Origin of the sequence: Rhizobium altiplani (assembly GCF_001542405.1) — a bacterium.
GTDB lineage: Bacteria > Pseudomonadota > Alphaproteobacteria > Rhizobiales > Rhizobiaceae > Rhizobium > Rhizobium altiplani.
The window spans coordinates 1-24,156 of record NZ_LNCD01000103.1 but is presented as its reverse complement, the minus strand read 5'-3'; the positions used below and the strand labels follow the sequence as shown (position 1 = coordinate 24,156).

Below are 24,156 nucleotides of genomic sequence, written 5' to 3'. Positions count from 1 at the left end.
GACGCTCAGATGAGCAGAAGCTTCTTGAGTACCGAGAAGACCTCCTTGTAGGGCAGCTTGGTCGCGCCCGCGATTGCGAACGGCAGGAGCGCTGCAGCGGCGACCGGCAGCAATGTGTTGCGGTTGACGAGCATCGAGGACATTTTGCGCGTCTGCTCGTACTGCTTCGTAAGATCAACAGGCTCGATTGCCTGTTCCGCTTCGTTGGCATCTGGTGCAACGACGTTCGCTCCGATCGACTTGCGCTCTGCAGCCCGCTGCTGCGTCGTCGCTCGCGCCGATAGGGTCAAAAGCGTCTTGTCCTTCAGCTGCGTGAGCGGTTTCGAGAAGGCGGAGAGCGGATAGGCGAAGAAGGCGAGGACGACCAGAAGCCAGACGGCCATGATGGTCGTGAGGGTCGTGGCTGACAGATCGGCCTGCATTTGGTGTTTAGCGACCGCAGCCGCCATGCCGCAGCTGATACCGAAGACGAAGAGAACGTAGGCGTTCGGATATTCCGCGAGGAAAGCGAGGCCGCCTTTGCCGTCCGGATGGGTCGACACCAGCCTCAAGTCGAGGTGTGCGATGCTTCGCAGCAGTTCAGCCCAGACCAGGTGTCGCCAGATACCGCGGACCAACAGGAAGATGAAGAGCGGTATGCTGATGAGGACGCACCACCAGCCCGCCAAAGTCAGATAGTGGGCTTCCCCAGCCACCGTTGCCGCCCAACTTGTCGATGGAAGCTGCTTGAACGTCGTGAAGGCAAGAACTGCGCAGACGACTGCTAACGCCACGCACACGAGCTCCGCAAGCACGGAATCACGTCGCTTAAGCGCCGTATCCAACGCGCCCAACGCTGCGCCCTGCAAGGTTGGCGGTATCAAAGGCGCGCGGAGGAATTGTCCAAGCTTTCGCCGCAATCCCGCTTCGACCGCCTGCTCGGCGGCCAAAAACGCGGCAATGCCAACGAAGAAACGCGCCCAAGGACCGGGGTCGGTAAGATAAGCCTTCAGGGTCGGAGTCTCCGAAGCCAAGGTTGGTAGGGTCAGAAGGAGAGGAACGGCCCACGCGACGGCTACGAACAGAATGATTCGACGGCGGGTATAGAGGTTGCTCTCATGAACGAGTTTGAGCCGCCGTTGAAGCTCGAAGAACGGTCCGCCGTGCGATGCAAGGAACTCCGGCAGATCCGCAGGTTGATCGAATTTACTGACAGGCGCAGGCTTCGTCTTCGTCATGCTCAGTCCTCGGTGACCGACCAGCGGTCGCCAGGATTGAGGAGACCCTTCTGCTGGACGGCGATCACATCGCCGAGCGGCTGCGTCCAGTCGACGTCGTCGCTCATTATCTTGACGATGGCTGGATAATTGAGCAGCGAGACGACGCTGCCGCCCCAATCGGCCTTGGGTTTCAGTGATGAGTTTGTCTCGACCCGATCAAGAAACCGGGACGCTTCCACGACCTGCAGCGGATAGAGTGAGGCCGAGGTTACCAGTGCGACGAGTTCGTCACGATAGAGTGCGATCCGGGCGACGAGAGCCTGCATGTCTTCATCGCTCAGTTCGGTTGAGGCCGCGCTCCTGGCCGTTGCGGATATTTGCGAGGCAGCCGCTTGGTCCTGCGCGTGGACCATGTCGGCGCCGCAACCGATGAACGTTACCGCCGCGAGAGAGATCGCTGAGCGTCTTGCGTAGGCGTTTAAGAAGCGAAATGCCATCGACACGTCTCCGGGAGCTGGCGGGCTGCTCCACCGCCTTGGCAAGCCGTCGGGCAAACCATCTAACTTCAGGGAGGCAGCCGAACAAAATTCGCGCAGGTCCGAAAGTACTTTACGGTAAACTTGAACGTAACAAAGAAGGATCGGGCAACGTTCAGGCTTAGGCCTGGCAAAGCGATCTACTGAATTGGCACGGGAGGCGGGCGCGCTTCGCCAAGTCCTTGCCTGGTCCACTCGTACATACGGACGTCGGTTCGGAAACTGCCAAGGCGAGCCGTGGCCAGATCGAGGATATCGATCACGACGGCCGTCCAGACCAAAGTAAGAAGGAGAACAAGGAAACGCACGGGTCGTCCCTTGATCCCGAACTGATATCCGAGGGTTGCCATGCTCAGCACCATGACCCCGACGAGCAGCCAGAAAATCTGGGCGGGCAGGCGGGTATCAAGCGCAAACCTCTCGGAGGTTCCGGTATCAAAAGTCTCGTTGACAGCGCTCATCAGGGCTGCCGTGACGGCGTCCGGGCGTTGGCGAACGATAGCAGTGACCTGGCTCCAGATTTCCTGCTGCAGCGCGGAGGTTTGCTGGTTCGCCTTCTCGATCGACTGCTGATCGCGCCCCGCACGAACAAAGCCTTCACGGACGTCCAGATATTCGCCGAGCAGCTTGGCGATATCCAATGCCTCGGGCGAACCGATGGCCTGCGCGCGTAACCATGCCGTGCCTATAGCGTTTGCCTCGGCAAGAGCATCCTGACGCCGCTCGTTGAAGCGGGCGCTGGAATAGGACAGGGTCAATGCCAGTACGAAGGCCAGGAGCCCAAGCATGCCGCCGACGACCACGCCCACGTTTTCTGGTTGGCTGGTGCCTCGCGACTTGGCGCGCTTGCCAATCCGGTAGCCCACTTCATGAGCCGCCAGTTGAAGGCAAAGAAGGACAAGACCCACTCCCCATATGCTGATCTCGGCGATCGAAATGATGAAGTTCAATGATGATTTCTCCATGTATAGTTGAGTATGCTGTGCTTGGACGACGGCTTGCTGCCGAAGACCCGCGGGCTTAAAGTCCCTAGGCACCGCCCGCTTGCCAATCAGCCGGCGCTTCCTAGGGCGGTCACCAACACCGCACCCCACAAGGCAAGCAACACGTTACCGATTGCATAGCCAAGCCCATAGCCCAAAGTCGGTACGCTGCTTTTGGCGACATCCTGGACGGCGGCGAGGGCAGGGGCAGAGGTACCTGCTCCGCAGCAGGTTCCGAGAAGCACTCCCTCGTTCATCTTGAAAAGCCGAGTGCCCGCGAGGACGGCAAGCCCATGCGAGGCAACGACAACGACGATCGTGATCAGCACAAGAGCAGGCCCCGATGCGAGAAGACCACTCACAAAACTCGGACCTGCTGAGATGCCGACACATGCAATGAAGGCCGAAAGCCCCACGGAATCAAAGAGCCATAGTGTGGCCGCGGGAACAAAGCCGAACGTTCGCCGCCGGGCACGGAGCCAACCGGCGACGAGCCCGCCAAGAAGTGTCCCCACAGCCACGCCTAGCCCCAATTCCAAGGCGCCAATCCGCAACGCCGGAATACCGATGACTCCGCCGAAGAAGATAAACATTGCGACATAGACCATGTCTGTCGCCGTCGTGGGCCGGTCGGCATAACCTACGGCAGCAGCGGCTTCCTCGACATGCTTGCGGCTGCCGACGATGGTCATCACGTCGCCCCTCTCGAGTTTCAAACCGCCGTACGCAGGAAGCTCCTCGCCCAACCTGGTGATCTTGCGCAGGAAGATCGTGCGTGCCTCAGGCTCCCGCCTGAGTTCAAAGAGTGTCTTGCCAATGACCGATTTCTTCGTGACGACGACATCGAGCGTTTCGGTTGGTATATCAAGCAATTCCGCGTCATCGATTTCCCTACCGATCCCGGCGCCTTGGTCCACCAGCAGACCACGCAGTCCGGCCACCGCGACAACGTCGCCGGTCTCAAACCTGAAATCGGGATACGCAGCTACAATGTCCTTGCCTCGTCGAATTTGCTCGACGTAAGCTTTGGCACCAGGAGGCACTTGCGCTTCAGCGTCGGAGACACTCATTCCAACCCATCGCGGGTCAACGACGAAAGAGCGCGCTTCAATCGCGCGTCTGGCCGTCTCCCCGGTCGTTTGACCTTCCGATGGCGCGTTGAGTTTTGCCTCCATCTCAGCGCAGGCTTCCTGTAGTGGTCGCGCCAGCAGCCGTGGCAGTAGTTGCGACAGCACAAGAATCGTTGCGATTACGCCAACGAGATAGGAAACAGCGAACGCCGTCGCGACGTCCGCCTCAAAGGCGCGCTGAACCGCCTCTTGGGCACCGGTTTTTCGGAAGGTATCGATCGCCACGCCAACTGTTGCGGACTCGGTCATCGCGCCGGCAAGCAGGCCTGCGGCACTCCCTACCTTCAGGCCCAGCAGCGCGGCCAACGCCCAAACGACAGCAAGTCCTACGACACAGACCAGCACGGTGATGGCGATCTGGGGTAGCGCCTCGCGATTGAGGCTCCGGAAGAATTGGGGCCCTGTGCGGTAGCCGATCGCAAAGAGAAAAAGGAGGAAGAACGCCTGTTTGACATCGTTTGCAACCTGAACACCGGTCTGACCGATCAGCACACCTGCGATCAAGCAACCGGCCACCGATCCCAGTGTGAAACTGCCGACCCTAAATTTTCCGACGGCATAGCCGATGGCGAGCGTGAGGAAGAGAGCAAGCTCCGGATGGTCGTTGAGTATTTGGGAAAGCGTCTGCATGTACCACCCGGATTTTCGTTGACGGCCAGAAGGGGCAACGCAGGATCAGAGCGAAGGCGCTTCCGCGGGGAGCCAGCCCACTCTCCCCGCAGCCTCCGGAAGGCGTTATCGCGTGATGAACCTGAGCGGATTGATCGACACGCGCTGACAGTTCACTGCATCCGCCTTCTCACGCCACCTCGGTACAGACGAGATGGCTAAACGTGCCGACGGGATAGGCGGTCATGAAGGCCGAACGAATGATCGCTTCGGCCGGGCCGAGTGCGTCCACGATTGCCAGGCCCTCCGCTTCGGCGGAAGTGAAGGGCAACTGCCCCGTTACGATTTCGGCTGCGACTGCCTGCGACATCACGACGACACTGTCACGGTTGCCGCTCTTGTCAGCTTCCAAGCGCGGTGCCGACGGGTTCGCTTTGACGTCGAAACCGCCAAGCGTCGGGTGGAAGTATCCCCATGTCCTGCTCTCGATCATCAGGACATAGAAGTTGGGCAGCGCCATCAGTTGCGACGTCGATAAGACCTGTTCCAGTCGCTGCTGCACGGAAGTCAGAAGCATAACCGCCTCATGCCGCGATTGCGCCATGTCCTTCTCTTCAGCCGGTGCTTCCGGCAGGAGACCATCATCGATCGCCTGCCGGGTGGCTACTGCAACCGCAAGCGTCAGCGGATGCTCGACTGCAAACTCGATCGTCAACGAGCATATGGTGCACATGCGATTGCAGCTCCTTCGGGCTCAAGCAGTGACGATTGGGAACCAGAACTCGAAGTTGTCGAGCAGGCCAACGAACTCCGAGAGTTTTTTCGGATCACCGGTGAGCTTCGCCTTGCCCTCGACCACCTGCTTCTCCATCGTCGAGGTGCCAAGCATCACGTCGTTCAACGCCTCGCGGGTTGTGACGATCGAGACATCAGCGCTCGGCGCGCTCTTGTCCTTGGAATAGTGGATCGCGGAGTTCTCGACGCCGACGAGATACTTTTCGTTCGTGTCGGTCAGTTCCATGCTGATCTCGATCGTCTTGCCCGCTGCGCGGTCTCCGTTCAGCCTCACCCCGAGGAAGTCGAAGAACATGTCGATCGGCATTGCCCTGATCGTGTCGGGGCTCGCCGTGTTCGGAACCGGGAGCTCGGTTACACCTTCGCGCAATTCGCGTGCACCCGTCAGATAGAAGTTGCGCCATGGTCCGGATTCGGACTGGTAGCCCAACTGCTCGTAGGTGTCGGCAAGAAGCTGCTTGGCCGCGACGTTGTTGGCATCGGCGAAAACGACATGGTTCACGACTTCAGCCACCCAACGATAATCGCCCTGATCGAAGGATGCCTTCGCCTGTCGCAGCACGTTATCGGCACCGCCCATGAAGTCGACATAGCGCTTGCCGGCTTCGGTTGGCGGTAGCTGGTGGAGGGTAGCAGGCACGCCGTCGAAGAAGCCGAGGCGAAGATTATATTGCGCCACGGCGTCGTGATAGACGGTGCCGTAGTAGCTCCGGCACGCCCATGTCGTGGCAAGTGCCTGCGGAAGGCGGATGACTTCGCCGATCTCTTTCGGCGTCATGCCGCTGTTAGCCATCCGCATGACCTGATCGTGGATGAAGCGAAACATGTCGCGCTGGCTCTTGAGGTGGGCGATGACGCGGTCATTGCCCCATGTCGGCCAGTGGTGGGAGGTGAAGAGGACCTCGGTCTCGCCACCGAACATGTCGATCGACTGCTGCAGATACTTTGACCACAACAGACCGTCGCGAACTTTAGCGCCACGCAGCGTATAAAGATTGTGGAGTGTGTGGCAGGCGTCTTCGGCGGCGCAGAACGCCTTGTACTTCGGGATATAGAACATGAACTCCGATGGTGCTTCCGATTCCGGGGCCATCAGAACCTGCAGTTCGACGCCGTCGATGGTGATCTTCTGGCCCGTTTCGGTTGCCCAATCGGTCGGCAGCGCCAGCCCGATTTCACCCGTCGACGTGGTCTTTCCGAGACCACCGTCAACCTGACCCTGCGGTCCCCGTGGCAACAGGTTGCCGTACATGTAGCTGGCGCGGCGGCTCATTGCGTTGCCGGCGATGATGTTCTCGCCGACCGCGGCCTTCGTGAAGTCCTCTGGTGCGACGATCTTGACCTTGCCCGCGTCGATGTCCGCCTGGTTCACCAGACCGCGTACGCCGCCATAGTGATCGACGTGACTATGGGTGTAGATGACCGCGACGATCGGCTTGTCGCCGAGCTTCGGAATGACAAGCTCTTTCCAGACGGCTCGCGCGGTCTCCGAGCTGACCAACGGATCGATGACGATATAGCCGGTGTCAGTGCGGATGATGCTCATGACCGACAGGTCGTAGCCACGAGCCTGATAGATGCCGTCGACGACCTCGAACAGACCATGGATCATGTTGAGCTTGGCCATTCGCCAGAGGCTGGGGTTCACCGTATCTGGAGCGTCGTCGGTCTCGGAGGTGCCAAGGAAATCATAGACGCTGAGGTCCCACACCGGCGTCCCTTCCGCATTCTTGATGATGGCGGGATCCGGCAGCGCCGCTAGCAGACCGCGGTGCGAATCCTTGAAATCCTGGACGTCGTCGAACGGGAGGCCATTGCGATAGAGCGCGTTGTAATCAAGTGTGGCCTTCGTGGCGGGCTTGGCTGCACTGCCGCTTCGAGGAACTGGGGGCGCATCCTGTGCGCTTGCATTTGCCGATTGGCCGACGAGCGTGACGGCCAGACCCGCCGATGCCATGCCACGAAGGAATTCCGATCTGCTGATGCCATTGCCGTCTGACGAGGTCATTGCGTTCTCCAATCCTTGAGGGGTGGGCTAGCGCGCCAAGACGGATAGTATGTAGGTAAGCAGATTTGGTAAGCACGTTACGGTAAATGCCAATGTAACAACGGATGCAAACGCAGGAGAACCGACGACCGCTTGTTGCGCAAAACACACAAAGCGGGAGCGGGATTGATCGGGCGAGTTATTGCAGCGCGACCATGACGCCAGCTCGGCTTTGCTGATTGTCTAGTCCTGTCTAGTGCATCAAAGCTCCCGGTCGAACTTGGGTTCCCGGCTGCGGGTCATACCCGGCTCGTCGTCTCCACCAGTGCCAACTGCACATGAAGACGTTTGATATCTCCGTGGAGCGTGGCGAATGGTTACCTTGGCATCTTCGTCATGGAAAACGAGGCGGCTTCAACCTCGAAATCCACCTCCAGTTGCTTCGTCGACTTAGTGGACATGACCAGCTTCCCTGAGCAGAGCATGGAAGGTCCGCATGGCGTCGTTGATGTCTCCAGCACATTGGAACCACCGCGGTGAGCGCATTACAATCGAGGAGCCGACGGCACTGTAGTACCCGCAGGCGCGATGTGTTGGTGGGTCAAACGCGATGTCGAAGTAGCCGAGCGGGCCACCGGAAGCCATGTCGTAGACGTCAGCCGAATACAGGCCCCAACCTTGATGGTTCGGCATCATGATTATGATCGCCATCAGAAGGGGGTGAACCTCGGCCATCGTCGCCCTCCTGGGTAGCGTCCTGTAGGTTCCCGCAATTTGCTCAGCGCGCGGCTGTCCGGCCGGCATGTGTGACATGGCCGTGATCCTCATTTAATGTTTGTATGTTCTTATTATGTTCTGTTTTGTGGCAGAGTCAACATCGAGATAGCGGCGCAACGGAAACTCACTTCGGGTCTGGCCCAATGTCGAATTTCAACGCACTCGAAATGCGGCATACCTGCAAGGGTATCGTGGGTTCAAATCCCACCCTCTCCGCCATAAAACGTATTTGATTTCATTGTTTTAAGATTGGACTGGTAGCGAAGGTCGAAACCTATCGCGCGCGCCGGATACGAAAGAAGCGGTTCCAGCCTGCACTGCCAACGTTTTTCAAGCTTGAGTTCCACTTTTGCTTAATTTTGGCAGAGAAATCTGTTTGTATCTCATGGATGGAAGCCAAGATCGGTTGACTCTCAAGAATTATGATTTTCGGCGCTCAAAGGCATTTGGCTGTAACGCATAGCACTCAACGCCCCTTGAGTCCCACAATTCACCTTTTTTGATAGACAAGCCGCTTTGAATGCCCAGGCGCAAAAGAATCTGGCCACGGCCGAGCGCATCCGTGACCTATATGAAGAACTCAAAAGGGAGTTTCCGCAGATCCTGACATCACAGTGGAGCACTGCTGCGTTGGATTTCTTGTACTCGCGGCCGGTGTTCAGAAATAATGTGTTCACCAAGAAATCAGGAATCCCGGAGACATCGGCACACCGATTTACCCGCATTCTCGCCGAACGAGGTCTTATTCGGACTCTCGAACCGCCCGCTGGTCGCCGGCCCGCTCTCTACAGTTTTGAACCGCTGCTACAGATCGTTCGCGACTAGCCACAGTCGCGGCGCATCTGGCGTGTGGCTTTTATCACATTCTGTCGCTATGTAGCCCCCGCGCCGAATAAGCGCCGACCTGACCGCGGAGAGGTGGCAGAGTGGTCGAATGCACCGCACTCGAAATGCGGCATACCTGCAAGGGTACCGTGTGTTCAACTCCCACCCTTTCCGCCATAAAACTATAAGAAATCAATTGTTTACGGCGTTTTTGCTTTGAATTCGGGCGCCGCTCGCTCGTCATTGCAATTGCAATTGATTGCAGGGCCACTCTGACGGCGCGTCCGGTGCGGCTTCCTTCTTCTTCCAGCCAGCAACCGTCAATCGCGCGTAGCAGGCCACGCCTAGCCCGTTTGAAGCGCTGCCGATATCTCCGCAAGTGTCGCCTTCTCGGCGTCGCTGACGGCGACGCCGCCTATGCCCATGAAGCCACCCTCCTTGGAAGCCTCCGCCACTCGCTGGCTGATCTGGTATAGCCAGGCCTTGACGGCCGCCGCATCGCCTGGAGCCTTGGCCTCGATAATCGCTCTGGCCTGCTTGAGCACCTCGATGCACTTGGTCTTCATTTCGTCGGGTTTGGCGCCTTTGAGCTTCGCCTGCAATCCGTCTCGCGCGGCATCGCGTCCTTCCGAAGTTTCGAAATCGCCGACGAGCGCTAAGATCAGTGGATTTGCGTCGCCGGTCTTGGCTTGCAAGAGCGCGCTACTACTTGCAAGGCTCTCCTTGAGTGTGCCCCAGAGACCGCTTGGCTCCGCCGCAGTCACCGCGATGCCGGCCATCATCACGCTCTGCAGAAGGGTCTTCCACTCGTCTGTGGTGAACGTCGATTTGTCAGCCATGGCTGCCACTCCCTTGCTCATTGGTTTTCGTCGGCACAAGTGTCGGCGATCTCGCAGCTGTCACGCGGACAGGGCGGCGAGCTTCGTCTTCAATGTGTCGATGGTGGGCTTCAGGATCTCGGAGACCCCAGGGATCGCCAAGACCTTGTCAAACAATCCGTTGAGCGTCGGTATCAGCGGGCTTACCAGTGCCGTAAGGGCGGCCCGCTGGCCAGCAGAAAGCTGTCCCAGCACGGCGCTGACCTTGTCGAGTTGGTTCCCTGCATCTTGCAGCTTTGGCAAGGCGGCGTTGGCTGAGGCTGCGTCGGTTATTCCGGTGAGCGTCGTTTGAAGGCTGGCAAGGCTGTCCTTGACCTGCTTGCCGACGTCGATTCCGCCGACCGTCAAGCTCTGCTCGCCCGTGGCGACCTGGGGAGTAACTGGCTGGCTCTGCCGGCCAAACAGATAGAAAAGCACGCCTGCAATAACCAAGGCCGCAACCAGCCAATAGAGCCAGTTGCGCGATGCGGGCGGTGCGGTCGCGGCCGCGCGTTGCCCGGCGCCGCTGATGGACGAAACGGACGAGGCTGCGCTGCGTGCTGTTTGGCCGGCGGCCGCTGTAGTCGCTCGCGCCGCAGCGCCGAGCGACCCGAGCAGGCCAGCGCCGCCGAGTAGTTCGCTCATCCCCGACGGCAATGCAGCGGCAATATTGTCCTTCTGGCTCGCGAGCAATCCGGCGATGCCGTTGGCGCTGAGATCGCCGCCGCTGTGCTGGGCGAGGCCTCCCATGACAAGCGGCGCCAGCGTTCCAAGCAACGACCCGCTTGCATTCTGATCCAGACCAGAAATCTTGCCTATGGCATTCGCAAGCGCTCCGCCATCTTTGGAGCCGAACACCGACGAAATGATTTGCGAGCCGCTCTGGGCAAGCGATTCCGGGCCGCCCGCTGCGAGCATTCCAGCGAGATTACCAAGCGATCCGCTCTGCTGTCTGGCGGCGTCGGCGATCTTCTGCGCCCCACCTGGTTGTGCGGCAATACTCCCAAGCCCTGCTAGAACTGCCGGCACGGCAGCACCCAAGGCGCTCTGCACCTTGCTGCTATCGAGCCCCAGAGCTGCCGCGATACGCCCGATCACATCAGGCGTCAGCATCTGCATGACATACGAAACAAGATTGCTGGCCATTGGTGCCCCTCCCCAAGATGTCGTTGATAACTGCCCTTTTCTCCGAGCCATCTACTCGACGGCTTGGTGACTGGCTGCAAACGATTTGCGCTTCTCGGAGTTCGCCCCCCGACTTGGTTGTCAGAATTTCCAATCTACTTTTATTAGCATTTAAAGATACATTGCACCAGTTTGTATGTCGCTGGGTGGCTATTGTCGGGCGCGGAACCCATCCGACGCGGTCTAGCCAACGACGCAGTCCATCCTGATCGGCTCCCACGCGAGCCACGTCGGAAAGCCCATCGATCATCGTGACGGGCAGTGCCCATGGCGGGATAATCCTTGGCACCCGCCGAAGGACACGCGTGATCGACAACAGCTGTTGGAGATCACATGGCGTCGATCGGAAAGCTCAGGGGACGCTGGGAGGAACAGGTGCGCCGGCCCGGCAACAGCCCCGCCGCAAGTCGTTCGACGGTAGGCTCGAAGCCGAAAAGTGGCTGGCGATTCCGTCTGTCGCTCCCGGTAAAGACGTGGGACTACCTGAATTCAATCAAACAGGCTGCCCATTCGCAGGATCAGCTTTTTGTCGAAGAGGTGCCCCCTATCGAACATCCACTTCAGCGCCTGCGTGTTACTCCATGCGCGTTTGTAGGGGCGGACGCTCGTAAGGGCGTCAAACACGTCGCACACAGTGCATATACGAATAGGCAAACTCAATTGATCGGCTCTAAGGCCAAGCGGGTAGCCGCTTCCGTCCAGGGCTTCATGGTGAAATCGGCAGATTTCAAGAACCAGGTCAGAGACTTCCGGATATTGTTTAAGGAGCATGTAGCCGCGCTCGGGATGACTGCGTATGGCTTTGCGCTCCGCATCTGTCAGTTGTCCGGTCTTGTTGAGGATAGCGTTTGGTATCATCAGCTTGCCAAGATCATGTAAGAGGCCGGCTAGGGTCAGTTCCTTAATCGTTTCCTCTTCCAGGCCCGACAGGTGGCCGAGCCCCGTCATGAGCCCTCCGACCGCGAGCGAGTGCACGTAAGTTCCCTCATCCTTTGTCTTCAGCCGCGTGACTTCGACCAATAGATGGGGCGAGGCCTTTAAGGAGGCGGCTATGTGCCTGGCTGCGGGGGCGAATCGATCGATATCGAATTTCCCTAATTTGATATCTTCAAAACCGTCGCGCAGAATCCCGGTAACTTGAGATACAGTGTGCTGGATCCGCGTGCGCTGGTCCAGCTCCTGCACAGACTTGGGCTGGAGGTCTTCGTCCGCCTGTCGGAAAACCGGTATCCCACAATCGACCCTGCTCTTTACCCGGTTGACCAACACGTTTTCCGCCGACGAGGCGAGTATAGAATGCAGAGCGGAATCCGTTTCCAACAAGAAGCGTCGGCCGGAGAACTCCAAGTCCGAGCATTCTACCGATTCAATAAACATTCCTTTGCGAAGCATAGACTTCGGAATGCGCAAGATCACGCTTAGCGACTCCTCATTGCTGATACTTTTCCCCTTTTAAGGGTATATCTAATATCTAATAAAAAACCTTTACGTGTTTCGATAGAAAGCTGCGGTTGCGGCAGGCTGAGCCGACCGGAACGAGAGGATATTCAGGCACCCTTGTCTGCCTACTGGCGAGGCAAGGACTCGTCGCAAGTGTGAAGATGATACGTATCTTGAGACGCCGGGATAATCCTTGGCCCCCCGTCAGAGGAGAGTTGGCTTATCGGACGATGATCGGTTTGAGCCAGCAGGATATCACTTCGTTCCGTGACGAGCGCTTGCCGAAGCGTTGTCTGCGTCGATGAGGACGGCAAGTCGTGGCGACCGAGGCTCACCTGGCATGCGTGTTTCTCCACAACTCTAAGGTGTTGCGGGCCAAGGCGTCATGCGCCCATTGAGCCCAGAGATATGTGGGAGGCAGCCAAAACCACCCGCCAAGCTCGTCACCGACAACCTCTGACTTTCCGGCCGCGACGCACGCTGCAGTAAGGAGGCAGATCCAGGCGGCCCGTTTCTCGTGATCCCTCTCAGCCAATACAGTGCCTACCAGTTTGAGGTTCTGCCATCCGATCGTGTGAAACAGATTTTCGAGAACGCCACTATCGACAGCGTGATCATACAGCCAATCGAACTTCTTGCGCTTGCCCGCCGCCGGCATTGCGAAGCGCGCTTCGGGTAAAAGAACCCCTAAGAATGCGTTGGGAAATGCTTCAATAATCGAGGCACCAATCCGAACTGTCCTTTCCACTACAGTATTCCGGGCGGCGAGATGCACGACCTGCTCCGCCGTCTCCGCTGCGGCACGCCTCAAGTCGCGTCCATATCCATGATGGCTCAAGCCCGGCTTGCATCGCACTTGGAAGGAGCCGCGAATGAAGATTCGCTCACAGAGACGTTCGAGACTGTCGGCCGAACCGAGAGGAACAAGAGGACCGTCGATTGCGATCACAGCGAATGTCGTCGCTGAGGGAATGTGCTGACTACGGCGCTGCCAGTCGGTGTATGTCTTTGTAGCTTTGAATGCTCCACCTTTGCTCCAAGCGATACCCGTCGTTGGTCGCGATCTCGAGAAGCCGACGTCGATACCCAGCAGCACAATACCGTCTAAATCCACCATAGCCTCCCCGTTTGGTGTCGTGCACCACGCTAATCACTATGATCAGCCGCCCCATTGTTTCGACATCGAAAACATGTCGAGTTCCTTAGTGGCGAAAAACCAACTCTGGAAGGACAACCTCCCACGCTTCACGGCGAAGCGTGCCGCGAAATTCCTCAGCATTGTCGAGCTTTCGCCAACGGATGATTGCGCTAACCTCGCCACGAACGAACGACCCGTCCAAGGGACGGTAGCCCTGAGCCATCCGCCCGACCGTCACTCCGTCACTGGTTCGAACCTCCCAACGTCCGTTGTTCTCTGTCAGTTGGACGGGATCGCCGGTTTGTATCTGCGCCAGAGCCTGATGTACCGGATGGATTGCCGTCTGCCTGCCCACCCAGGACAAATCCACCATGTGCGGCTCTACGGTCTGGTATCGCAAGCCAAAGTCGGTTTGCGAAGACTTAACCGGAGTTACCCGACGCTCCAGCAATTTTGCCGCGGCCTCGCGCAGAATCGGATGCCTATCTTGCATCGACAAGATCGCCAAGCTGCGCTTCGCCCGGGTCATAGCGACATAAAATAGCCGGCGCGAGGCGTCGCGGTCTTCCTCTTTCGATTTCCGGTCCCAACCACCATCAAGGATAATTACATCATCAAACTCCAGTCCCTTGGCACGATGCGCGGTCAGAAGCATCAACCCATACTGCTCCTGACGATTGTCTCGAACCCATTCGGCCAACATCTCGATGATGTCTATGACTGGAACCGCTTTCCCGTCGATTTCGGAGTCAAGTGCCGCGATACCTTCGGCGATCAGAGCCCACCAATCATTCGAAGGCTGTCTGGTGACAAAAGCTTGCATGGCTTCAGCCGCAATCATCTTCGTTGGCTCGGCCTTGAGGAATTTGAGGAATTCTCTCACTTCCCGCAAACGCCAAAACGGAGGCATACCTTCGCTAGCGAGTTGCACCGGCACACCACGCGCCTCACAATAGCTACGCACTGGTTCCAGAAGCCGCCATTCTCGTGCGATGATCGCCGCCTTAGCCCAGGACCAGTCCGGCACCAGTTGCGACAGGCGGATCAGTTCATCGACGGCTGCGATGGCCTGCGCTGCAGGGTCTGGCGCAGTGCGCAAGAGCTGAACCCGGCCCTGCGCGACCGGATCCAACAAAGTTAGTGAGCCGCCTTGTTGTGCCTTAGCCCGATTTCGATTGATCACGATGTCATGGCCGGTCTTCATCCGGTGAGAAGCTGGCGCAATCACCTGATTGGCCGCATCGATAATCGCCACTGTGGAGCGATAGTTCTCAATCATATAACTGGGCTTGGCAGAGTAATCAGCCTCGAAGCGTCGGATGAACTCAATCGACGCGCCGGCAAAAGCATAGATGTTCTGGTCGTCATCACCCACTGCAAAAATGCTGAGGCGCTGGTCAGGGTCGTCGAGCGACCGGCCCGCCACGGCAGCGATCAGGGAATATTCCTCGGGACCGATATCTTGATACTCGTCGACTAGGATCCAGCGATAGCCTTGAATTAGGGTTTCGCGGAGGGCTTCGGCTTCGACCTTCGGAAGGCCTTCGCCTTTCAGTAGGTTGACGGCCTCCATCACTATCTTGTCGAACTCGTGCGGGGTATCGTCTTCGCCTGCAAAACTTGCTCCCACCAGTCGCATCGCGAGCGCGTGACAGGTGGAGACCGTTACGCTGTTCGCGTCGTCGCCGATCAGCTCCTTTAATCGCTTGCGGATTTCGACTGCCGCATGCCGGTTATAGGTAAGCACAAGAATACCACGCGGGTCTTCCCGTCTGACCCGCACCAGATAAGCAACGCGATGCACCAGCACCCGTGTCTTCCCGGAGCCTGGTCCTGCAAGGACTAACACGTTCGTCTGTTCGCGATCATCGGCGACAATCTTCGACTGCACCGGGTTACCAAGACCGTCCACGATTTGCCGCCAGCTTTCCGGTGTCGTTTGGCGGCGCAATTCGCCCGCTCGATCCGGCAACCAGCGCTTCAAGAAGGCTTCCTTGTCCAGCTTGAAATAGTCAGCCGAGAGCAGCTCGGCGTCCTTGGTTGAGGTTAGACCGCGCTCTGCATACGCGGCCATGATATGTGTCTGGATGGTCTGCTCGCTGTAATGATCCTCGAGAGGCGTGAAGTCCTTTTGAGTAAATTGACCACCACCGGGGCGAAGGTGAACGGTGATCGCTGGGCGGAAGATCGTCAGACCCCGACCAAGTGTGATCACGCCCTGTTCATGCATCCACATAAGTGCCCTGCCGAGCAATTTGGTCGCATCCCGAACCGAGCCCTTCAGGAAAACGTCACCCATGATGGCGGCTTGCATCTTGCCCATCGTGGTCTCAACCCTGAGATCTTTGCCGCGCGTGCCTTTCGCCACCAACCCTTCGAGATGCTGGAGCAAAAGCTCTGCACCGCGACGCCGGGCTTCCGCAGTTCTGCTCACCATTTCCCAGGACCGCTGCAGCCGCACCAAGCAGGTGTTCCGGTTCACTTTACGCAGATGGATGTTGCCACGCCCACCTTCCTCGTCGCGCCCGTCCTGCGCCAAACTCCGAAGATGCGCCTCAATCAGATCCGGGCGTGCCCCGACATGGCCCTGATCGCGAAGAATTTGACAGGTTGCTGCGAGAAGTAGGGGGTGCGCTTCGCCACCCTCTGCATCGGGCGACGCTTCACGCATCGCTGCGATCAACGCGGTTTCCAGGGCCGTGGCGATTTGGAAGCGCTGTTTTGATGCGCCCTCGACCCCGACATGAATGAAGATCGTAATGGCGGTATCGTCGGTCGCGATACCAAGCGTCTCCAGATCGGACAAAGCCTTCCGAAGTGCCCCGCCTGTCAGACCACTAGCTCCGGAAAGCTCGTCCGTCGAGACCCCGGCATCTGGGGAGGCCGTGATTAAATGCCGCACGAGGTCCAGAAGTTGCTTGCGCCGGCTTCCGGCGAGCTCGGTCTTCGACAGGATCGCCTCGGCCTCTTCCATGGTGCGGATTCGCAGGGATGAAGGAAAGACCTGCACGCGGTTCTCTTCCCGTGTCAGCAGTGTGGATTCTTCGAGCCAGGCAACCGCAGTCTTGACCCGCGTGTCATCAGTTGCGCTGTCGCGTTCAAATTCCTGTGCTGTCTCTTCCCGCACTATTTCGCCTGGGGTGGCGACGACCTCGCCGCTAGATTTCCCGCGAGTATCGAGCCGACGGAGAGCTTTTAAGATTGCGCCTATCTCATGCCGTGCCAGACGCGAGCGCGCGTTAAGGGAGAATTGCCGCTCGACATCCTCGGTATTGAACAGAAGCACACAGATCGCGGGATCGCGGTCACGGCCGGCCCTTCCTGCTTCCTGCAGATAGTTTTCGAGCGAACCTGGAATATCACCATGCACCACGAGCCTGATATCGGGCTTGTCGATCCCCATGCCGAAGGCGTTGGTCGCGGCAATGACCCGCAGCTCACCGACACGGAAACGCTCCTGCACTTCCTGCTTGCGTTCGGGCGTCAAGCCGGCGTGAAAGAAGTCGGCGGCCAATCCCTGCTGCTGTAGGAAATCCGTGATACGCTCGGTCGCAGATCGCGTTGCACAATAAACAACCGCACCCGAAGCACCATCGCGCGGGAGGGCGCGTTCGATCGTATCGAGAATATCGGCTAGCTTGCGGTTACGATGGGTCTCTTGAACTTCGAAGGTAAGGTTCTCACGGGTTGCTCCGCCGTCGAGAAGGAGCAGTTCCACGCCAAGGCGAGACTGGAAGTGATCGCGGATATCACGCACTACTTCCGGCTTGGCCGTCGCAGTCAGGCACACCACTGGCGCGGGCTCCTGATCACCGGAGTACTCACGGATAAAGCGCGAGATGTAGCGGTAGTCGGGTCGGAAATCATGTCCCCACTTTGAGACGCAGTGGGCTTCATCCAGGATCCAATATCCGATCTCCCGCTGCGAGAGGACCGAGCGCACCGAGGGGCTACGGAGCTGCTCGGGCGAGATTAACAACATGGCAGCATCGCCTAGACGCACCTGATCCAGGGCAGCATGGCGTTCTGGCATTGAGAGAAGCCCGTTGATTGTAACGCAGCCGCTGATTCCGTGCCGCGCGAGACCTTGAACTTGATCGGCCATCAGTGCGACGAGAGGCGAAATGACAACAGAAAGCGCGCCGATCTTGTCGAACCGCGCCAACGCGGGAATTTGGTAGCAGACAGACTTCCCGGTTCCAGTAGGAAGGATACCGAGAACGGATTTACCCTCCATGGCCTCTGCAACAATGCGTTCCTGCAAGGGGCGTCCGGCATCGTCCTTTGGCTCCGGTCGAAAGCTGTCAAAGCCAAACCAGCGCGAGAGCGCTTTCCTCGGGTCGTTCTTTTCCTGGCACCAGTGGCAGCCTAGGTCGTCGCACGCGCGATCGCGGAGATGCCGAACGATCAACGATGCCTCACGGAATTGCGCCCGCACCCAAGGCGGCATAACAGAATCCCCGCCTGCGACCGAGACCCACGAGAGTGCATATGCCATCGGCCACCCGAGCTGTGCTGAGGACAGGCGGTTCAGTGTTTGCTGAATCCGCCAAGGGCAGGCGTGACCATCGAGCAGTTCCATCATCGCCTTCGTGGCCTGTTCCGCTCCAGGCCTAGGCGCTCTGCGCAAGCTGGCAAACAAGGCATCGAACCCATCACTCCCCGGCATGCAGGTGGTCAGGTAGTGGTAGGCGATAAGAGCGGCAGGCGTCTCCTGCACCAAGGCTGCAAAGGCTGCGATCTGGTTGGCCAGCACCTCGAGGACGAGGCGTGCATCCAGCTCCGGATCGTTAACATGTCCTGCTTGCAACCGCCCGTCGTGATTGTGCTTGACCAAACGGTGATATGGATTGCGCGGAAAGGCTAGGGGATTTAGCCAAAGTGTATCAATTGGCTTTGCTGCTAACTGCGCGAAACGTGGCCGCACGGCTGCGAGGTGTGGAAGATCAAATCTGATTATGTTGTGACCAAGCAGGAAGTCGGCTTCGGAAGCGAGGCCCTCGAGACCGTCAAGCGCGGCTTCGCGGTTTCCGCTTCGGAAAACCACCTTTTGGCCCTGGGAACGAACGGCGGCAAAGGCGAAAATCTTGGCTTGGCCCGGATCAACCTCAAGGTCGATCGACAGGCAACGGCTAACGAGAGAACCATCAATGTGACTGATCTCGACTCCACCCATGCGTCAGTCTTCCACTGGCGACATCAACATCCTGATTTTCCGAGATAAGCACGACGGACGAGCGCACGCTAGGGGTGAGAACATGCGACGGCGGCTCCGCCCGAGAAGGTGTGTTCCGCGTAACGCCGATTTCGCAGTGCCGGATTAGGAAGCAGGAAGCTGGGATATCCGCGGTAATCTACCCTTAACGGCTTCAGCGAGCGGCCCCTAGGTGTCATGGGTAGACCATCGTTGCGCAGTGATAACGCTTGTGGAGGTCGATATGGCTGAGAAGAGTTGCTCAGACCCTGCGTCGTCGGTGTGCCGGCACCGGTGACTGTCCTTAGCCATGCGTGCTCTTGGTAGACAAAGTCTCGTTCTTCGACACGATTGCCCTTGCAAAACTGACAGATGCCTGAGTTGTCATTCTCGCAACCCTTCCGCCGTTCGGCTTCCCGCACACAGAGACCGTAAGACCTTGATTGACTGAGTAATTCATGCCTCTATTCAGGGCACAACGGCAGAAAAGGGAGCGGGCACTGTGCGAATGAATTCCACTCGGGTCGGACCTGGCTATCCGCAGCTCGTCGTTCTCTTCGGTGCAACGGGCGATCTCTCCCGGCGCAAGCTGCTGCCGGGGCTGTTTCATCTCATTAAGGCCGGCTTCATCCCGGGGTGCCGCATCGTCGGCGTCTCGCTCGACGAGATCGATGCCGATGGTTTCCGCGCCATCGCACGCGAGTCGCTGAACCAGTTCCTGACTCGCAAGTTCACCGAGGCCGAATGGGAAGATTTCTCCGCTTCGCTTGACTATGTCTCGCTCTCTGCCGGCGCCGGTGTCCTGAAGGAAGCGGTGAAGCGGGCAGAGGTGGCGCTTGGGCCGGAGACGCGGCGCGTGCACTATCTCTCTGTGCCGCCTAAGGCGGCGCTTCCGGCCGTGCAACTCCTTGCCGAGGCCGAACTGGTCGAGCGTTGCCGGATTATCATGGAGAAGCCATTCGGGACGGACCTTGCCAGCGCTGTGGAACTGAACACGAAACTGCACGAGGTTTTCGACGAGAAGCAGATTTTCCGTATTGACCACTTCCTCGGCAAGGAGCCGGCGCAGAACATCCTGGCTTTCCGCTTCGCCAACGGCCTTTTCGAGCCGATTTGGAACCGTAACTTCATCGATCACGTGCAGATTGACGTTCCGGAGACGCTAGGGCTTTCCACTCGCGCCGCCTTTTACGAGACGACAGGCGCCTATCGCGACATGGTGGTAACCCACCTTTTTCAAATCCTCGCCTTCATGGCGATGGAGCCGCCCACGGCGCTGGAGCCGGCGCCAATCTCGGAGGAAAAGAACAAAGTGTTCCGCTCCATGCTGCCGATCGAGCCACGCGACGTGGTGCGCGGCCAATACATCGGCTATCGCAAAGAGCCTGGGGTCGATCCGGAGAGCGACACCGATACTTTCATCGCCTTAAAATGCGCCATCGACAACTGGCGCTGGGCGGGTGTGCCCTTCTTCCTGCGTACGGGAAAACGTCTGGCCGAGGGGCAACGCATCATCTCGATCGCCTTCCGCGAGCCACCCAAGTCGATGTTTCCGGCCGGTTCGGGCGTTGGGGCACAAGGACCGGATCACCTCACGTTCGACCTTGCCGATGCCTCAAAGGTCTCCCTGTCCTTCTATGGCAAGCGGCCCGGCCCCGGCTTCAGGCTCGACAAGCTGTCATTGCAGTTCGCCATGAGTGAAACCGGATTGATCGGCGAAGTCCTCGAGGCCTACGAGCGCCTGATCCTCGACGCCATGCGTGGCGATCACACGCTGTTCAACACCGCCGAGGGTATTGAGCGATTGTGGGAGGTCTCGCAACCTCTTCTGGAAAACCCACCACCAGTGCGCCTCTATGATCAGGGCGGTTGGGGGCCGAAATCGATCCACCAGCTCATCGCCCCGCATGCCTGGCGCCTACCGTTCGAGCGAGCCTGGCGAGATTCGGCCAAGGAGTAGCCGGCTTTCTTGCCGGCATGCATATCCGGGCAATCAGATTGTCATGGAGCTCTTCGCCACCGGCGAGGTCCAAGCTTATTGATTAGCGCAGCCTATCGCGAACAATCGTGCTTGCGTCGAACGATTAAATCTTCTTCTTGAGAGATGTTGGTTTGTCCTCGCCCAAATAGTGCGAAATCTCTTTATGCCGCCCGTTCGCGACGTTCAGCCATCGCCGTCCATCTGAATCGCCTCAGCGAGATCGCGCATTGAGGGCCGTGACCGGGCCAGTGGTCGAGCCACGCGCCATGGCGAAAGCGCACTTCAAAACCCTAACCTGACAACGCCGTTCTGCCTCCAACTCTTGTGCACCTTCACTTCGCGAGGACGAGGACTACGCAATAGTAGCTCATCGTCGTCAGTAATAGCAGCGAAGCCGATGCCGCGAAAAGCACTCGTTTCCCTGCGCTGGCCACCGTCCGCATATTGACCGAGAGGCCAAGCGCGGCCATCGCAACGACCGTCAGGCCGCCCGAGATCGTCAGGAGGATCGGGATGAGGGCGGTGGGAATGAGCCCCATCGAACGGGCGATCACGACGACGACAAAGCCGATGATGAACCAGGGAACAAGACCGCGCTGCGCCTGCGCGCAGTCTCCGTGGTCCGTCCGGAGAAGGCCCAGAACGAAGATGACCGGCCCCAACATCAAGACGCGCAGGAGCTTGATCACTGTTCCGGTCTGCACGGCGACCAACCCCGCAGGGGAGGCAGCAGCAAGGACCTGCGGCACCGCATAGACGGTCAGGCCGGCCAGCGCACCATATTGTCTCGCCGTCATACCCGCATAGACATAAATCAGCGGCAAAATGAGCAAGGAGGCAACGCCCAGGACCGCGGTGAAGGCCAGCGCGGCAGCAACCTCATCGGAATCCGCATCGATGACCGGCGCCACGGCGACGACGGCGGAGTTGCCGCATATCGAATTGCCGCAGGCGATCAGCATGGCGAGCCGGTCCGACAGGCCGCACATACGAGCGACGAGGAAGCTGACGCAGATCGAGATGACAACGATCGCCACGACACAGACAACAAGTGTCACACCGGCACTCCACAGCGTCCCGAAACTCAGGGACACGCCAAGGAGCACGATGGCGATCTCGAGCAATGTCTTGGAGCTGAAGCTGATACCAGGCTGCCAGGATTTCCTGCTGGGCAAAGCCGTCCGCGTGACGACCCCGATAACGATCGCAAAGACGAGCGCTTCCAAAGGACCGACGCCGAACACGGCAAGCTCGAGCCGCTCGAACAGATAGGCAGCGGCAGCAACGGCAATACAGACGAGCAGGCCAGGAACGATCTGGCTACTATGTTTGAAACAGTTCTGGAGGGTCATCGGGCACCTGGAATTCAGAGATTGCCCTTCAGATTTTTCAGCTAATCGCGTCGACTTCCATCGAATATTCTTCTACGTTTTATTCGAGAAAGTAGAATGGTTTCCCATGACCTTTGAACAGCTTGCAATTTTTGTCGCGGTGGCGGAGCGCGAGCATCTCACCAAGGCCGCCGCCTCGATCAATCTCACGCCATCCGCCGTCAGCACGGCCATCAAGAACCTGGAACACCGTTACGGTGTCGAGCTTTTTCACCGAGTCGGCCGGCGCATCGAGCTGACGGAGAGCGGACGGATTTTTCTCTGCGAGTCAAAAACGCTGCTGGCAAGAGCCCGCGCAACCGAACTTGTACTCAGCGAACTCGGCGGGATGCAGCGCGGGACGCTCAGCGTCTTCGCCAGCCAGACGATCGCAAGCTACTGGCTGCCTTCCCGGCTCATGCGGTTTCATGCCTCTCACCCCGGCATCGACCTCAACCTCACCATCGGCAACACCCGTACAGTGGCCGACGCCGTCATCAATGGCGAGGCCGATGTCGGCTTCGTCGAGGGCGATCTCGATGAGCCGGCGCTTGCCGCATCGGTGATCGACCAGGACGAACTGGTGGTCGTTGTGGCGGCAACCCACCCCTGGGCTGGCGCCAAGACGCTTGCCGCCAGCGATTTCACGACCGCCCGATGGGTGATGCGCGAGGTGGGTTCTGGAACCCGCTCGGTATTCGAGCATGCGCTGGCCAATATCGGTGTCAATTCGGATGATCTGAACGTCGCGATGGTGCTTCCCTCCAACGAGGCGATCCTGTCGGCACTGAAAGACAGCATATGTGCCGCCGGCGTTTCCCGCCTTGCCGCCCAGCAGCACATCGAAGCCGGCAAGCTGATCGAAGTCAATTTCTGCCGGCCGATTCGCGAGTTCCGACTCCTTAGGCACAAGGAGCGGCACAGCAGCAAGGCCGCCTCGAGGCTAATCGAGATGTGCCGCCATTCGGCTCAAAGCTCAACCAGCGCTGCAACGGTTAAGGCAAACTCTGTGCCGGCTCGATAAGATTCCGGGGCCGGCGTTCCTACAGCCGACATCGTCGTAGCGATTGTTCCACAACAGCGGCTTATGTGGCAGATTTTCTAATAATCAAGCAGATGTCGTTCCGCTATATGGTCGGTGGAAAACAGGAGGTGTCTATGCCCACCACCCCGCATAGGAGCAAAAGCCCAGACGCCAGCGTGCCGCTGAATATGCGGATCAAGCCTGTGACCCGCAACTTGATCGACCGCGCTGCTGAACTACTCGGCAAGACGCGCACGGATTTCATCCTGGAAGCCTCTGAGAGCCGCGCGGAGGAAGTGCTTTTCGACCGTACTATCTTCACGGTCAGCCCCGAAATCTATGCCGAATACCTTGCGCGACTGGATGCGCCCACGCAGCCCAATCAGCGTTTGAAACGCACCATGTTGATCAAAGCGCCGTGGGATGAGGCCTGACTCTCAGCGCACCGGCACCACTGCCCGATCGGCCCGTCGACGATAGCCGCCCGGGGTACCCCGATCTGGCGATATCCCCCGGCCTGCCGACCCGCCCCCTAGGTACTTTCACACTGTGAAATCTTGTTCTAGTCACCTGGAACTAAAGTAAGCTTCATTTTGTTTGGCTTCTGTTAGAAGAGCAGGAGTTGATTGATGGTTGGCAGGCAAGCAGGCCTCGTCGTTCTGAGCGAGGCAGATAGAAATTTCCTGGAATCTCAGGTGCGCCGGCATAAAGCGCCGCGCTCCTCGTCGGATCGATGCCGGATGGTCTTGCTGTGTGCGCAGGGTCTGCAAAGTAAAGACGTTGCCGAGCGTCTTGGGCTCCACGAGCATACGGTTGGCAAGTGGCGCCGCCGGTTCATACAAGATGGCATTGAAGGGCTGACAGATGAATATCGTGCCGGTCGACCGCGAACTGTCTCTGATGCCCAGGTTGCTCAGGTCGTCGAGCGTACATTGAACACCACCCCCAAGGATGCCACGCACTGGTCCATCCGTTCGATGGCAGCCTCCAGTGGACTTTCGCATACCACCATCCGTCGGATCTGGACCGCCTTTGGCCTGCAGCCGCATCGTGCCGAGACATTCAAGCTTTCCTCTGATCCGCTCTTCGTCGATAAGGTGCAGGACATCGTCGGTCTTTACATGTC

Annotated in this window: 18 protein-coding genes, 1 tRNA gene and 1 pseudogene; 6 read left to right on the top strand and 14 right to left on the bottom strand. The window is 58.7% G+C overall.

What is annotated here, in order from left to right:
• Positions 1-5: 5 nt before the first annotated feature.
• The 7 genes from AS026_RS24275 to AS026_RS24245 all read right to left on the bottom strand — a co-directional run bounded on the left by AS026_RS24275 (position 6) and on the right by AS026_RS24245 (position 8,052).
• Entirely contained in the window at positions 6-1,217 is a 1,212-nt protein-coding gene (locus AS026_RS24275; protein WP_062372137.1) for a hypothetical protein, read from the bottom strand.
• 2 nt (positions 1,218-1,219) lie between these two features.
• Positions 1,220-1,696 (bottom strand): DUF3300 domain-containing protein, encoded by a 477-nt coding sequence (locus AS026_RS24270; protein WP_062372135.1) that lies wholly within the window; start codon positions 1,694-1,696, stop codon positions 1,220-1,222.
• 179 nt (positions 1,697-1,875) lie between these two features.
• On the bottom strand, positions 1,876-2,685 hold the full coding sequence (locus AS026_RS24265; RefSeq protein ID WP_082728593.1) for a bestrophin-like domain: 810 nt from the start codon (positions 2,683-2,685) through the stop codon (positions 1,876-1,878).
• A gap of 101 nt (positions 2,686-2,786) precedes the next feature.
• Positions 2,787-4,478 (bottom strand): aspartate-alanine antiporter, encoded by a 1,692-nt coding sequence (gene aspT, locus AS026_RS24260; RefSeq protein ID WP_062372130.1) that lies wholly within the window; start codon positions 4,476-4,478, stop codon positions 2,787-2,789.
• A 169-nt stretch (positions 4,479-4,647) separates the two neighbouring features.
• Positions 4,648-5,190 (bottom strand): hypothetical protein, encoded by a 543-nt coding sequence (locus AS026_RS24255; RefSeq protein ID WP_062372128.1) that lies wholly within the window; start codon positions 5,188-5,190, stop codon positions 4,648-4,650.
• Positions 5,191-5,211: 21 nt separating this feature from the next.
• Entirely contained in the window at positions 5,212-7,260 is a 2,049-nt protein-coding gene (locus AS026_RS24250) for an alkyl/aryl-sulfatase (RefSeq protein WP_245307616.1), read from the bottom strand.
• Between the two features lie 429 nt (positions 7,261-7,689).
• Positions 7,690-8,052 (bottom strand): hypothetical protein, encoded by a 363-nt coding sequence (locus AS026_RS24245; protein ID WP_245307614.1) that lies wholly within the window; start codon positions 8,050-8,052, stop codon positions 7,690-7,692.
• Positions 8,053-8,928: 876 nt separating this feature from the next.
• Here AS026_RS24245 and AS026_RS24235 point away from each other — a divergent pair.
• Positions 8,929-9,018 (top strand) — tRNA-Ser (locus AS026_RS24235).
• A 167-nt stretch (positions 9,019-9,185) separates the two neighbouring features.
• Here the strand turns inward: AS026_RS24235 and AS026_RS24230 are convergent.
• The 6 genes and pseudogenes from AS026_RS24230 to AS026_RS24210 all read right to left on the bottom strand — a co-directional run bounded on the left by AS026_RS24230 (position 9,186) and on the right by AS026_RS24210 (position 18,046).
• Positions 9,186-9,680 (bottom strand): hypothetical protein, encoded by a 495-nt coding sequence (locus AS026_RS24230; protein ID WP_018859145.1) that lies wholly within the window; start codon positions 9,678-9,680, stop codon positions 9,186-9,188.
• Positions 9,681-9,740: 60 nt separating this feature from the next.
• On the bottom strand, positions 9,741-10,844 hold the full coding sequence (locus AS026_RS24225) for a DUF937 domain-containing protein (protein ID WP_062372123.1): 1,104 nt from the start codon (positions 10,842-10,844) through the stop codon (positions 9,741-9,743).
• 528 nt (positions 10,845-11,372) lie between these two features.
• Complete coding sequence (locus tag AS026_RS24220) at positions 11,373-12,299, bottom strand: HD-GYP domain-containing protein (RefSeq protein WP_062372121.1); 927 nt, start codon at positions 12,297-12,299, stop codon at positions 11,373-11,375.
• Positions 12,300-12,587: 288 nt separating this feature from the next.
• Positions 12,588-12,665, bottom strand: a pseudogene (locus tag AS026_RS44635) (NYN domain-containing protein); the annotation flags it as partial.
• Positions 12,655-13,419, bottom strand: coding sequence for a DUF429 domain-containing protein (locus AS026_RS24215; RefSeq protein ID WP_245307613.1), 765 nt, complete (start codon positions 13,417-13,419; stop codon positions 12,655-12,657). The gene AS026_RS24215 and the pseudogene AS026_RS44635, both read right to left, overlap by 11 nt.
• A 106-nt stretch (positions 13,420-13,525) precedes the next feature.
• Positions 13,526-18,046: a RecQ family ATP-dependent DNA helicase gene (locus AS026_RS24210; RefSeq protein WP_245307620.1), complete on the bottom strand. Its 4,521-nt coding sequence runs from the start codon at positions 18,044-18,046 to the stop codon at positions 13,526-13,528.
• Between the two features lie 378 nt (positions 18,047-18,424).
• On the opposite strand from AS026_RS24210, the gene AS026_RS43635 reads away from it, so the two are divergent.
• Both AS026_RS43635 and zwf read left to right on the top strand, forming a co-directional pair.
• Positions 18,425-18,685, top strand: coding sequence for a hypothetical protein (locus AS026_RS43635; protein ID WP_245307624.1), 261 nt, complete (start codon positions 18,425-18,427; stop codon positions 18,683-18,685).
• Positions 18,686-19,163: 478 nt separating this feature from the next.
• Positions 19,164-20,615, top strand: coding sequence for a glucose-6-phosphate dehydrogenase (gene zwf, locus AS026_RS24205; RefSeq protein WP_062372114.1), 1,452 nt, complete (start codon positions 19,164-19,166; stop codon positions 20,613-20,615).
• A 353-nt stretch (positions 20,616-20,968) separates the two neighbouring features.
• Here zwf and AS026_RS24200 read toward each other — a convergent pair whose 3' ends face one another.
• Positions 20,969-21,988, bottom strand: coding sequence for a YeiH family protein (locus AS026_RS24200; RefSeq protein WP_062372111.1), 1,020 nt, complete (start codon positions 21,986-21,988; stop codon positions 20,969-20,971).
• Between the two features lie 106 nt (positions 21,989-22,094).
• Here AS026_RS24200 and AS026_RS24195 point away from each other — a divergent pair, with 106 nt between their 5' ends.
• The 3 genes from AS026_RS24195 to AS026_RS24185 all read left to right on the top strand — a co-directional run.
• On the top strand, positions 22,095-23,030 hold the full coding sequence (locus AS026_RS24195) for a LysR family transcriptional regulator (protein WP_062372109.1): 936 nt from the start codon (positions 22,095-22,097) through the stop codon (positions 23,028-23,030).
• Between the two features lie 134 nt (positions 23,031-23,164).
• A complete protein-coding gene (locus AS026_RS24190) occupies positions 23,165-23,464 on the top strand; it encodes a type II toxin-antitoxin system TacA family antitoxin (protein ID WP_062372107.1) in 300 nt (99 codons plus the stop codon).
• A 195-nt stretch (positions 23,465-23,659) separates the two neighbouring features.
• Positions 23,660-24,156: IS630 family transposase (locus AS026_RS24185; protein ID WP_131815316.1), on the top strand; the 497-nt coding region annotated here is incomplete at its 3' end.